This is a genomic window from Acetobacter senegalensis (genome assembly GCF_001580995.1).
GTDB classification, from domain to species: Bacteria; Pseudomonadota; Alphaproteobacteria; order Acetobacterales; family Acetobacteraceae; genus Acetobacter; species Acetobacter senegalensis.
This window is the reverse complement of the sequence record NZ_LHZU01000077.1, coordinates 1-11,623: the sequence shown is the minus strand read 5'-3', so window position 1 is coordinate 11,623 and position 11,623 is coordinate 1. Positions and strand designations below refer to the sequence as shown.

Annotated in this window: 11 protein-coding genes; 6 read left to right on the top strand and 5 right to left on the bottom strand. The window is 60.7% G+C overall.

The window, feature by feature from the left end; genetic code table 11:
• Positions 1–59: 59 nt before the first annotated feature.
• Both AD948_RS01320 and AD948_RS01315 read right to left on the bottom strand, forming a co-directional pair.
• Positions 60–1,442: a S41 family peptidase gene (locus AD948_RS01320; RefSeq protein ID WP_061470353.1), complete on the bottom strand. Its 1,383-nt coding sequence runs from the start codon at positions 1,440–1,442 to the stop codon at positions 60–62.
• Between the two features lie 111 nt (positions 1,443–1,553).
• Positions 1,554–2,924: an amidase gene (locus AD948_RS01315; protein ID WP_061470352.1), complete on the bottom strand. Its 1,371-nt coding sequence runs from the start codon at positions 2,922–2,924 to the stop codon at positions 1,554–1,556.
• Positions 2,925–3,065: 141 nt separating this feature from the next.
• Here AD948_RS01315 and AD948_RS01310 point away from each other — a divergent pair, with 141 nt between their 5' ends.
• Positions 3,066–4,544 (top strand): sugar porter family MFS transporter, encoded by a 1,479-nt coding sequence (locus AD948_RS01310; RefSeq protein WP_208618837.1) that lies wholly within the window; start codon positions 3,066–3,068, stop codon positions 4,542–4,544.
• On the opposite strand, the gene AD948_RS01305 is transcribed toward AD948_RS01310, so the two are convergent.
• Complete coding sequence (locus AD948_RS01305; RefSeq protein ID WP_061470351.1) at positions 4,529–5,314, bottom strand: exodeoxyribonuclease III; 786 nt, start codon at positions 5,312–5,314, stop codon at positions 4,529–4,531. The two genes, AD948_RS01310 and AD948_RS01305, sit on opposite strands and share 16 nt — an antisense overlap.
• On the bottom strand, positions 5,311–5,682 hold the full coding sequence (locus AD948_RS01300) for a HesB/IscA family protein (RefSeq protein ID WP_006559643.1): 372 nt from the start codon (positions 5,680–5,682) through the stop codon (positions 5,311–5,313). Before AD948_RS01300 ends, AD948_RS01305 begins: the two co-directional genes overlap by 4 nt.
• A gap of 190 nt (positions 5,683–5,872) precedes the next feature.
• Between AD948_RS01300 and AD948_RS01295 the strand changes: the two genes are divergently transcribed.
• Genes AD948_RS01295 through AD948_RS01285 form a run of 3 tightly spaced genes read left to right on the top strand, consistent with a single transcriptional unit; the run spans position 5,873 to position 9,974 of the window.
• Positions 5,873–7,066 carry a deoxyguanosinetriphosphate triphosphohydrolase gene (locus tag AD948_RS01295; protein WP_058987353.1) on the top strand — a complete coding sequence of 398 codons (1,194 nt, stop codon included), beginning with the start codon at positions 5,873–5,875 and terminating at the stop codon, positions 7,064–7,066.
• A gap of 41 nt (positions 7,067–7,107) precedes the next feature.
• Complete coding sequence (gene argS, locus AD948_RS01290) at positions 7,108–8,895, top strand: arginine--tRNA ligase (protein ID WP_045541727.1); 1,788 nt, start codon at positions 7,108–7,110, stop codon at positions 8,893–8,895.
• Positions 8,895–9,974, top strand: coding sequence for an SPOR domain-containing protein (locus tag AD948_RS01285; RefSeq protein ID WP_061470350.1), 1,080 nt, complete (start codon positions 8,895–8,897; stop codon positions 9,972–9,974). Before argS ends, AD948_RS01285 begins: the two co-directional genes overlap by 1 nt.
• 44 nt (positions 9,975–10,018) lie before the next feature.
• Here the strand turns inward: AD948_RS01285 and AD948_RS01280 are convergent, their stop codons facing one another.
• Entirely contained in the window at positions 10,019–10,231 is a 213-nt protein-coding gene (locus AD948_RS01280; protein WP_156478884.1) for a hypothetical protein, read from the bottom strand.
• Between the two features lie 68 nt (positions 10,232–10,299).
• Here AD948_RS01280 and AD948_RS01275 point away from each other — a divergent pair, with 68 nt between their 5' ends.
• Together AD948_RS01275 and AD948_RS01270 are read left to right on the top strand one after the other, a co-directional pair.
• Complete coding sequence (locus AD948_RS01275; protein WP_061470348.1) at positions 10,300–11,370, top strand: segregation and condensation protein A; 1,071 nt, start codon at positions 10,300–10,302, stop codon at positions 11,368–11,370.
• On the top strand, positions 11,367–11,623 hold a 257-nt coding region (locus AD948_RS01270), incomplete at its 3' end, for a hypothetical protein (protein WP_211264413.1). The genes AD948_RS01275 and AD948_RS01270, both read left to right, overlap by 4 nt.

The window sequence follows — 11,623 nt, the reverse complement described above, 5'->3', positions numbered from 1 at the left end:
GTGCTCGGTGCTCGGTGCTCGGTGCTCGGTGCTCGGTGCTGTGGCGTTGGCCGCCGTTTCTAAGGCACTGTCAGGTTGTGTAACCATAGAGTTGCAGCCTGAATTGTAGCTGTCTCATCCTCTATATGTTCGTCAGGCTCTACGCCGTGCTTGTAAATCACGCCCGTTCGGTCTGCTTCAAAACTGGTGGCTATAGGCATGATACCGCCATCCGGCAGCCTGAATGTACGGTTGCTGGATGTCAGGCCCGCCGTAGGGGTTCCAAAAAATCGAGTGTTGAGGCGCCCCTTGAAGGCGATGGCAACGGCCTCGCCTGAACTTGCGGTATGGGGACCAATCAGGACAGCAACGGGGATTGTGGAAAGGTCAGGCTGGGCTATGTCCTGATGGTCTATGGGCAGGGTCTCTTTCCATGGGCGCGATTTTTCGCCTGATATGGTCACAAAATATCCCAAGGGCGCATCACCCAGAAACGGTTTGAGACCGGCAAGCATAGGCCACATGTTGCCACCCTGATCTTTCCGCAGATCAAGCACCCACCCTTTGGCGGGGGCAAGGGACCGAATGGTGGAGAGAAGGGCGTCCCTGTAAGCGGACATCTCTTGCGGTGAGTGTGGGGTAAAGCCTGTCAGGCCAATTGTATTTATGCCAGCGGAAAGGGTTTTGGCCTCAGGGGGAGCACGCCACATCTGTTCAAAGCCCGATTTTTTCCACGGCGGGATGACAAGGCTATGGTGATCATCAAGATTTTTAATAAGTGCTCTGAGGTTCGCATAAACATCGGCAAGGAGCGCTGTGTGGGAGAGGGCAAGCAGGCGCGGCGTTTCTGTTTTCCAGTCAATGTGTGACGCATTGACCGCATTTTCTTTAATATCAGACAGCGCTTTCTGCATGACAGCTTCCGGCAGGGGGGTGCCATCTGGCAGTTTTTCATCATCAAGCGCGGATAATGTCAGGGAACTGGCAGTTACTTTCCCTTTTCCCTTCAGCAATACGCCAAACACAAGTCTGTTCGCGTCACGCGGAATCAGAACCAATGTTGTGCGTGTCACATTCTGGCTGCTGGCGGGCACAGGGGCAGCTTGTGTGTTGGAAAAGGCAACCTGTTTTGTGCCTGCATAGGCGGCTATCCATAACGCTGCGCCGGTAGCGGTACTGTCTGTGGTTAAAATGCCCTTTAGGCGAACGGCTTTTCCCTGTCGCCCCGTGGCGGGAGCGGCGTGGCTGGCAGCGGCAAAAGCATCCAGTGGAGCAGTGTCACTGTGCAGCGTGATGGTATCATCTGATGCGTCACCCTCGGGATGGTGTGTGATGGTGAGATCATAGCTGTTTGCAGTATCGATTTTTCCCCACCCGGTCTGCTGTGCCCCTGCTGCCTGCGGCATTTGAACGCAGGCCAAAAGAGCAGAAACACAGGCGATGTTTTTGACCGAGCGAGGCATCAGAGCGCTTTCCTGTTCAGTATTCAGAAAGATGATGCACCAGAAATGCTGTTTGGCATCACCTGTTCTGTATTGTCATGAAAAAATCATCTCTCTTCGGCTGGTAAGGTATTATGTGCGGCTGCTTTGCAAGGCCTGTTCCATCCAGGCTGCAAGTGGAAAAAGATGGGTGTCCTGATTGTGCAGGGCCATTGCCATCAGACCAACGGGGGCCGTGCCTGCCGGATGGCATGGCAGGCTGATGGCGCATCCATCCAGAAAATTGGTCACAGTCGGGTTGCGCAGCAGCAGCAGGTTTGTGCGTGTGTAGATGTCATCCTCGGCAAGGTCCGCCATGCGGGGGGCAATAATCGGCACGGTCGGCATCAGAATGGCATCATACCCCCCCAGAACTTGCGCTGCCTTGGCAATCAGGGTGTTCCGGTTGCGGATAAGGGTGATGTAATCAACAGCACTCTGTTCTCTGCCGCGTAAAATCCGTTTCAACACAAAGGGATCATACAGATCAGCTTTATGGACAATAAGGTCTGCATGCCATGTCAGGGATTCCGGGGCAGGGAACCCGCCCAGCCGGTTCAGTTCCGGCAGCGTGGCAAGGTCTGGAAAATGCACATCGTCCAGCACAGCCCCGGCCTGTTCCAGCCTGTGCAGGGCAGCATGATAGGCGGTGGAGACCGGTTCATCCATGCCGTCCAGCACGTAGGTCTGCAACACGCCCAACCGTGGGGCGGAGAGAGCATCAGGTGCAGGGGCGTGGGCTGCTGTCACCTCCTGCCCGGAAAGGGCGCGGTCTGCCGCCCAGCAGCAGGACACGGTATGGCCAAGGCTGCCAATGGAATCCAGCGTGAAGGATAGCGGCACCGTGCCTTGGGTAGAAATGCGGCTGGCGGTGGGTTTGTAACCCACAAGGCCCGTCAGGGCGGCGGGAATACGGCAGGAGCCCCCTGTGTCACTGCCAATACCAATGGCGGCCATGCCATCTGTGACGGAAATGGCCGCACCGGAAGAAGAGCCACCCGGAATACGGCGATTGGGGCGGTCCCACGGGTTGGCGGGCGTGCCGGTGTGCGGGTTGATACCCACGCCGGAGAACGCAAATTCCGTCATGCTGGTGCGGCCAATGGAGATCAGCCCGGCCTGCTTCAGGTTGGCAATGGCGGGCGCATCCTGCTGCGCGGGTGCGGCATCAGCCAGCACGCGGGACCCTGCGGTGGTGATACTCCCTTCCTCATTAAACAGATCTTTCACAGACGCAGGAATACCCGCCAGAAATGGCAGGGCATTTCCCGCCTTGCGGTGTGCGTCATAGGCATCAGCCGTGGCGCGGGCCTGTTCTGCATGCACTTCCGTAAAGGTGCGTGTGCCCTCGCCCGCAGGGTCAGTGATACGCGCCAGTGCCTGTTCCACCAGCGCCCGGCTGCTGGTGTCGCCCACCGCCAGGGCGCGGGCTGTGTGCAGAAGAGAAGCTGAGGGCTCAGGCATAAGAGGGCTCCATCATGTAAGCCGCGCAGTGGGCGGGAGATACACCCAATAAAAGCGTGTTTACAAAAAAAATCACAACCCCTGCAGGCATAGAACGTTGTGGTGGTGAGACGTCATAAAAAGAAAAAATGGAGGTCCACTGTGCAGGGAACAAACTGTTCTGAACTGAACAGGAGTAATGAAGAAAAAACAGAAGACAATAACAGTAACAATGCCGGCCCATGGCTGGGGCAGGCCTCGCTCTTCGCTCTGGCCGCAGGGCTGGCCGGATTGATGTTTGGGTTGGATACCGGTGTTATTGCCGGGGCTCTGCATTTTATTGGGCTGGAATTTCATACCACAACCGTTACGGATGAATGGATTGTCTCCACCCTGATGCTGGGGGCAGCCTTTGGTGCGCTGCTGGCCTCTTTTCTGGCGCGGGAATGGGGGCGGCGTGTCACGCTTTCCTGTGCGGCCGTGCTGTTTCTGGCAGGCACGGCGGCGTGCTGCTTTGCCCATTCCGTGCCCGTGCTGATGGCAGGCCGTGTGGTGCTGGGTCTGGGCGTTGGTCTGGCTGCTTTTGCCGCCCCCCTCTATATTTCTGAGATTACTGCCCAAAAAGACCGCGGGCGTATGATTTCCCTGTATCAGATGGCCATTACCATCGGCATGCTGATGGCCTATTTTTCAGACAGTCTGCTGGCTGGCGGCGGTCATTGGCGCTGGATGCTGGGTATTCCCGCCATCCCGGCCGTATTCTTTCTGCTTAGCACGCTGGTGGTGCCTTATTCTCCGCGCTGGCTTGTCACACAGGGGCGACACAAGGAGGCTTCCCGCGTGCTGCACATGCTGCGCGACAGTAGCGAGAAAGCCAAGCGTGAACTTACGCGTATCCGCCAGCAGGTGAACAAGGAAAATGTGAGCGGGTTTGAACTGTTCAAAACCAGCGCCCCCTTCCGCCGCAGCTTCTTTCTGGGGCTTTCCCTTCAGGCGCTGCAACAGCTTACAGGCATTAACGTGCTGCTGTATTACGCGCCCAAAGTGCTGGAACGCGCCCATTTTGGTAGCGCAGCCGCCATCTGGGCCACAACATTGCTGGGCGTGGCTAATCTGGCGGCCACCGTTGCCGCCCTGTTTCTGATCGACCGCTGGGGGCGTCGTCCGCTGCTGGTAACAAGCTGCATTATTGCCAGCCTCAGCCTGGTTCTGTTCGGGTTTGTGCTGCAACTGCATGTGGAAGGCACGTTGGGCGCTGTGCTGATCATTGGCACGCTGGTCGCGTTTATTCTGGGCTACGCCTTGGGGGAAGGACCGCTGCCATGGACCCTGTGCTCGGAAATTCAGCCGTTAAAGGGGCGTAGCCTCGCCATTGGGTGCTCCACTTTTGTCAACTGGATAACCAACTGGCTGATCAGCACCGTCTTCCTGTCCTGCATGACCGTGCTGGGAGATTCCGTCACGTTCTGGATGCTGGCCGGGTTCAACATGCTGTTTCTGGTGGTGGCGCTGCTGTTTGTGCCAGAAACCAAAGGCACATCACTGGAAGATATTGAAGATAACCTGATGCGCGGTGAACGCCTGCGCGATATTGGCGGTCCCGCCACCCCGCAGGAAGCAGGGACTCAGGCCGTAGCCTGAGCCTTGTCCCGCAAGGTAACAATCAGCGGCACATGGTCGGACGGGCGTTCCATCGCCCGTTCATCCCGGTCCGGCCAGGCGGTTTCAAGCCGTTCCGCCACACGGGGGGAGAGCAGGGCGTGGTCAATCCGCAGCCCGCAATCCCGGGCCCAGGCTCCGGCCTGATAATCCCAGAACGTATAGGCCGGGCCAGAGGGATGCAGCGCACGCAGGCCGTCTGTCAGGCCCAGCCACAACAGGCGGCGGTAGGCCGCACGGCTTTGCGGGCGCACCAGTGCGTCATCGGGGCCGAGGGCACCGGGGGCGCAGTCTTCCGGTGTCGGGCAGACATTGTAGTCGCCAGCCAGAATGAAATCCGTATCCGTTTGCAAGAATGCGCGGGCGCGGGCTGTCAGGGCATCAAAAAACGCCAGCTTGGTTGCGTAACCATCCTCCCCGCCGGAATTGCCGTTGGGCAGATACAAATTGCCCAGTGTCAGCCCTTGCGTGCGTACTTCCACATAACGGGCCACCGGATGGTCAAACCCCGGCAGATGATCCGTGGTGATCTCCATCCCGCTTTTAACCAGCGTAGCCACCCCGTTATAGGATTTCTGGCCCACAACGGCACAATCATACCCGGCTTTCTGAAAGGCTTCGGCAGGAAACTGCGCGGTCTCGCACTTGATTTCCTGCATCATCAGCACGTCAGGCTGTTCGCGCTCCAGCCAGTCCAGAATCAGGTGCTGGCGCTGGCGAACGGAATTAACGTTCCAGGTCGCTATTTTCATGCGACGGAAAAGCTCGTGCCACACCCGCAGGAGGACGCTGCATTGGGGTTGTTCACCGCAAAATGCGCCCCCATCAGCTTGTCCGTAAAATCCAGTTCCGCCCCGGCCAGCAGATCAAGGCTGGCGGGGTCTACCACCACCAGCGCGCCACCTTTTTCAATGTGCGTATCATCCGGGGCAATCGCCTCCGGCCCGATCAGCGTGAACTGATACTGGAAGCCATTGCAACCTCCGGCTTCCACCGCCACGCGCAGCGCGGCTGGCGGGGGTGCGCCCTCCGGGGTGGCAGTGGCCTTGCGTTTGGCAATAACCGAGGCAATCCGCGTGGCGGCGGCCTCAGACACGGTAAAGGGCTGGGGCTGGGTCATACTCCACTAGATAGCGCGGGGGGAGGGCAGTTTGAAGGGGCATGGGGGCAGAGATGGTCAATTTTCAAGTAATGGCTTAGGGTGCGGCGCATCTTATGTGGTGGAACCTGCCTGAAACGCAGTTTTGCCGCACCAGCGGGGCAGCCTACGCCCGCCCCGGAACACCGTGACGGAGCAGGATTACACACCCATGCCAGCACAGGCCGCAGCCCATCTGTTTCTTGCCCCTTATGCAGTGCAGCCGGGCGAAGGCCGTGGCCGCCGCCTGCATGCGGAGGATGAATCTCCCACCCGTTCGCCCTGGCAGCGGGACAGGGACCGCGTTGTGCATTCCTCAGGCTTCCGCCGCCTGCAATATAAAACGCAGGTGTTCATCAATCATGAAGGTGATTTTTTCCGCACCCGCCTGACCCATTCGCTGGAAGTGGCGCAGGTCGCGCGCTCCATGGCCCGCTTTCTGCAACTGGATGAAGACCTGACAGAAGCCGTGGCTCTGGCGCATGATCTGGGCCACACGCCCTTCGGCCATGCGGGGGAGGATGCGCTGGCCGCCCAGATGCAGCCGTGGGAGGGGTTTGACCACAACACGCAGGCGCTCCGGCAGGTGACGCTGCTGGAGCGCCGTTATCTGGCCTTTGATGGCCTGAACCTGACATGGGAAACACTGGAAGGGCTGGCCAAACATAACGGGCCGGTCAAAAAGCCCGCGCCGTGGCTGCGTGAGTTTGATGCCCAGTGGCCGCTGGACCTGCACACCTATGCCTCTGCAGAGGCGCAGGTGGCGGCGCTGGCGGATGATATCGCCTATCACGGGCATGATCTGGATGATGGTGTAAAATCCGGCCTGCTGACGCTGGAAGACCTGAAAGACGTGCCGCTGGTGGGGAATGCGCTGGCGCAGGCTCAGGCGCTGGCGGCGGATCTGCCCGCAGACATGCCGCAGAAAAACCAGCGTATCCGCCATGAAATGGTGCGCCGTGTGATTCATGCGCTGGCCACGGATGTGCTGGTGTGCACCCGCAAGAACCTTCAGGACCTTGCGCCGCGTAGTGTGGAAGATATCCGCGCTGCATCCGCGCCGGTGGTGGCGTTCAGCCCCGCCATGGCGGAGGCCAACAAGGGGATCCGCAAGTTCCTGTTCGCCAAATTGTACCGGCACTGGCGCGTCAACCGCATGACGTACAAGGCCCGGCATGTCACGGCGGAACTGTTCACCATTCTGGTGGAGTCGCCCAAGCTGTTGCCAGACCGCTGGCGTGAAACTGCATTGGCGGGTAATGACGCCACCATACGCCGTACAGTGGCGGATTACGTGGCTTCCATGACGGATCGCTACGCCATGGAAGAACATCGCCGGTTGACTGATCTGTCAGTACCGGGCTGAAAACGCGGCTCTATCGCTTTTGTAGTGGGAATTTTGTCGGCATGTCTGAGTGTTTGTTCCAGCTTTATCGTCACCATGTCCTGGCCGCCGTGCGAGGGCTGCTGCCCGACGTGCCGGAAGAAACACTGGCCCGCGTTGAAGTAACCCCCACGCGCGACCCCGCGCATGGGGATATGGCGACCAACGCCGCCCTGTTGCTGGCCAAGGCTGCCCGCCGCAAACCGGCTGATATTGCGGCTGATCTGGTTGCCGCCCTGCAAAAGGTGGATGGCGTGGCCAAGGTGGCCGCTGCTGGCCCCGGCTTTGTGAACATCACACTGGCCCCGGATGTGCTGCGTTCCGTTCTGCCTGCCGTGCTCAAGGCGGGTGAACGGTATGGCGATTCGCAATCTGGCAAAGGCGTGCGGGTGAATGTGGAATATGTGTCCGCCAACCCCACCGGCCCCATGCATGTGGGCCATTGCCGTGGCGCCGTGGTGGGGGATGCGCTGGCCAACCTGCTGGCCAAGGCCGGGTTTGATGTCACCAAGGAATTCTACATCAATGATGCCGGCGCACAGGTAAAGGCGCTGGCCTGGGCTACCTACTGGCGTTATTTGCAGGCGCTGGGCACCACCCTGACGGAAGATGCGTTTTCAGACCTCACACCCGGCGGGCTGCAATATAAGGGTGAATATCTTATTCCCGTAGCCGCTGAACTGGTGGCCGAATATGGGGACAAACTGGCTGAAGACGGCGCACGCCCGGCCCCTGAAAAAACATGGCTTGAAACCGTACGCGGCTTTGCCGTGGCGCATATGCTGACGGCCATCAAGGAAGATCTGGCCGCCCTTGGCGTGCATCATGATGTCTTCACGTCTGAAGCTCAGGTGCTGCGCGATGGTGTGGTGGATGCCGCCATCACCCGGCTGGACAAGGAAGGCCTGCTGTATGAAGGCGTGCTGGAACCGCCCAAAGGCAAGCTGCCGGATGACTGGGAAGAACGTGAACAGCTTCTGTTCCGCTCCACCCAGTTCGGGGATGATGTTGACCGCCCGCTGAAGAAGTCTGACGGCACAAACACCTACTTCGCCAATGATATCGGTTGCCATGCGGATAAGGTGGCCCGTGGCGCGCAGGTGCTGATTGACGTGTGGGGCGCGGACCATGGTGGGTACGTCAAACGCATGAAGGCCGCCGTGCGTGCCGTTACGGATGATACCGTGCCGCTGGAAGTGGTGCTGTGCCAGATTGTGCACATCCTGCGGGATGGCCAGCCGGTTAAAATGTCCAAACGCGCGGGCACCTTTGTCACCCTGCGGGACCTGATTGATGAAGTGGGCAAGGATGCCGTGCGCTTCACCATGCTCACCCGCAAGAGCGATGCCCAGATGGAGTTTGATCTCGATCTGGTGGTGGCGCAGCAGCGTGATAACCCGATCTTTTATGTGCAGTATGCTCACGCCCGCTGCCGCTCCGTTCTGCGCATGGCGCAGGAAGATGGCAGCTACGGCCCCGTAACGGCAGAGGCACTGGCACAGGTGCCCCTGACCACGCTGGAAGCCGATGCGGAAATGGCGCTGCTGCGCCGTCTGGCGGAATGGCCGCGCCTGATTGAGTCCGCAGCCCTTGCGCGGGAGGCCCATCGCGTGGCCTTCTATCTGGCAGACGTAGCAAGTGACTTCCATGCCCTGTGGAACCGTGGCCGGGATGATGCATCCCTGCGCTTCCTTCAGCCGGATGCGCCAGAGGCAACCCGTGCGCGGCTGGCGCTTGTTGCCGCCACCGCCACGGTTATCCGGTCTGGTCTGGCTGTAATGGGCGTGGAACCCGTAGAGGAAATGCGCTGATGAGTGACGATAACAAGGATTTTTCGTCAGATAACCGGATCAGCCGCGCGCGTGAGCGCATGAGCACGGATTATGATGACACCCTGCCTCCCCGCCGGCCCGCAGGGCCAGCAGGCAAGGGGGGTGTTGCGTCCAGTGTTCTCACCCAGTTTCTGAGCAGTGATGCCGGAACCCGCAAGCTGGTCTATGGCGCTGCGGGCCTTGGGGGGCTGCTGGTGCTGGGCATTGGCGGCTGGGCGCTGCTGGGCCACCACCAGAGCGGTATTCCCGTCATGGGGCCACCGCCTGTTGCCATGCGCACCAAGCCGGTTGATCCGGGTGGCATGCAGCTTGATGGCGTGGCCATGCCTGATACGCCGGATGACGGGCAGGCTCATCCGGTGCCCGCGCCTGAAAAACCCAACCCCACCGCGCTGGCCCAGCAATACGGGCAGCAGGCCGCCAGCACGGAGGCCGCGGACAACGCGAAAAAAGCGGCAGACGCCACGGGGGATGACCCGGACATCAAGGAAGCGGGACCCAAAGGGACAGATGCTGGTGCCCAGGGCACAGATCAGTCTCAGGCAGGCGGTGCTGCCGGTGCGCAGCCAACAGCGGAAGATCAGCAGCCCACAAGCCTGCCCGATTCTTCCAACGGCACAACGGATGAATCCGCTGCCGGTGATGCCGCAGCGGCCTCCGGCGCGGCTACCGGCAAGGCCGCCCAGTCGCAGACTACTCCGGCGGCGCCTGCAACTCCGGCCCGCAAAGCGGCTTCCGATTCCGCAGCACCGCCAGCCGCCCGCAAGGTGGAACAGGTTCCCGCCGCTGCGCCGCTTCCGGCCTCTTCCGGTGGCAAATATCGCGTGCAGCTTGCGGCGTTGCAGTCTGAAGCGCAGGCACAGCAGGAATGGAGCCGCCTGAAAACGCGGTATCCCACTCTGTTTGCAGACCGCACGCCCATGGTGGAAAAAGTGCAGCGTGATAACGCAGTGTTCTATCGTCTGCGGGTGGCTGGCTTTGCCTCCACAGCGGAGACACGGACCTTCTGCAACGCGGTGCGGGAACGTGGGTTGGCCTGTGCGCAGGTGCACCAGTAACCGCTGCGCGGCAACCGGCCCGCATGTGCTAAAGGCCAAGGTTCTCACGGGGTGCTCGGCTCTTCCCGGCGTAAAAGCCGGGTTGCTTGCATGAAAGACCATGCGGTGCTGTCACAAAAGCGGGCTATGCCGTCCCGGATGCTCGCTTCCGGGAGCAACGCTTTTTTCAGCCGGTATTGGTCTGGGCGTTTCGGCTCTGGGGGTGTCAGCCCGTGCGTGATGCCGTTGCTGCGGGCCCAGTCCGGATGGTCAGCCAAACAGGCCGCCTGAGCAAAGAGCACCTTACCCCATGTTTGTAAGCCACAGATAAGGCAAGACCTGACAGATGGACGCCGATCAGCGGCCTGCACTTCACCCTGATGCCCCGGCCCCGGACGAGACGCTGGCAACTGGCGCTTCTCCGGCACCGCAGGAAACACCGTCTCCTGAAGCGGGAGCGGAGCAGCCCGGCGCTGCCAGTGCAAGCACGGAAGAGGCCGTGCCCCGCGTACCCGTGCTGCATCTGGATGGGTTTGAAGGCCCGCTGGATCTGCTGCTGGATCTGGCACGGGCGCAAAAGGTTGATTTAAGCCGCATTTCCATTCTGCAACTGGTGGAACAGTATCTGGCCGTGGTGGAATCCGCCCGCAAGGTGCGGCTGGAACTGGCGGCGGACTGGCTGGTGATGGCCGCTTGGCTGGCTTGGCTGAAATCCCGCCTGTTGCTGCCCGCCGAAGATGATCTGGCCATGGAGGGCGAGGAAGCCGCCGAACTGTTGCAGGAACGGCTGATTGAACTGGCCTGCATGGGGGAACTGGCCCGCTGGCTGGATGCCCGCCCCCGGCTGGGGCGCGATGTCTGGGCGCGCGGCGAGAGTGAAACCCTGATAGAAATTGATCGCTCCGGTCTGGCGCTGGATATGCCGCAGCTTATGCGGGCCTATATGGCCGCCATGCGCCGCACGGCCCGCAAGCGCATCTATGCCCCGCGCACCATCCGGTTCTGGACTGTGCAGGATGCGCTTTCCCGCCTGACCCGCCTGTTGGGAGAAACGCCGCCGGGCTGGAACAGTCTTGACGCCTTCCTGCCAGACGCCCTGCCAGAGGCCGCTGTGGGGGAGGACGCCATCCGCCAGCGCCGTGCCGCCATGGCAGGCACACTGATTGCCGGGCTTGAACTGGCCAAAAGCGGCAGGCTTGAACTGCGTCAGGACGAAACTTTCGGCCAGATCCTGCTTCGCCCCCATGAAGGACCAATTGACCCTGTGGAGGATGAGGAAACACCTCCCGCTCCAGACACACCCGCCGAGGATAGTCCGGCGGAGGGAGAGCAGGGCGCCGATGCAGCAGTGCAGGCAGCATCAGACCAGCAGCCGTCCAAGCGGCGTAAAGGCAAGCGGGGGAGACACAACGCATGACCACCACCAACCCGGATGTTCCCCCCATGCCGCAGACCCCGCAGCAGAACACCCCTGCCACCCCGGATCACCCCGATATGGCGGATAACACGCAAGCCGCACCCACCCACGCGGCACTGACAGACCCTGCGCAACCCGAAGCAGGTGACGCCGAAAAAAGAGTGGCCCCCTCCTCATCTTCGCTTGACGCCTCAACCCAAACCAGCACGGCTTTAGAAGCAGAAGCAGAAGCAGAAGCAGAAGCAGAAGCAGA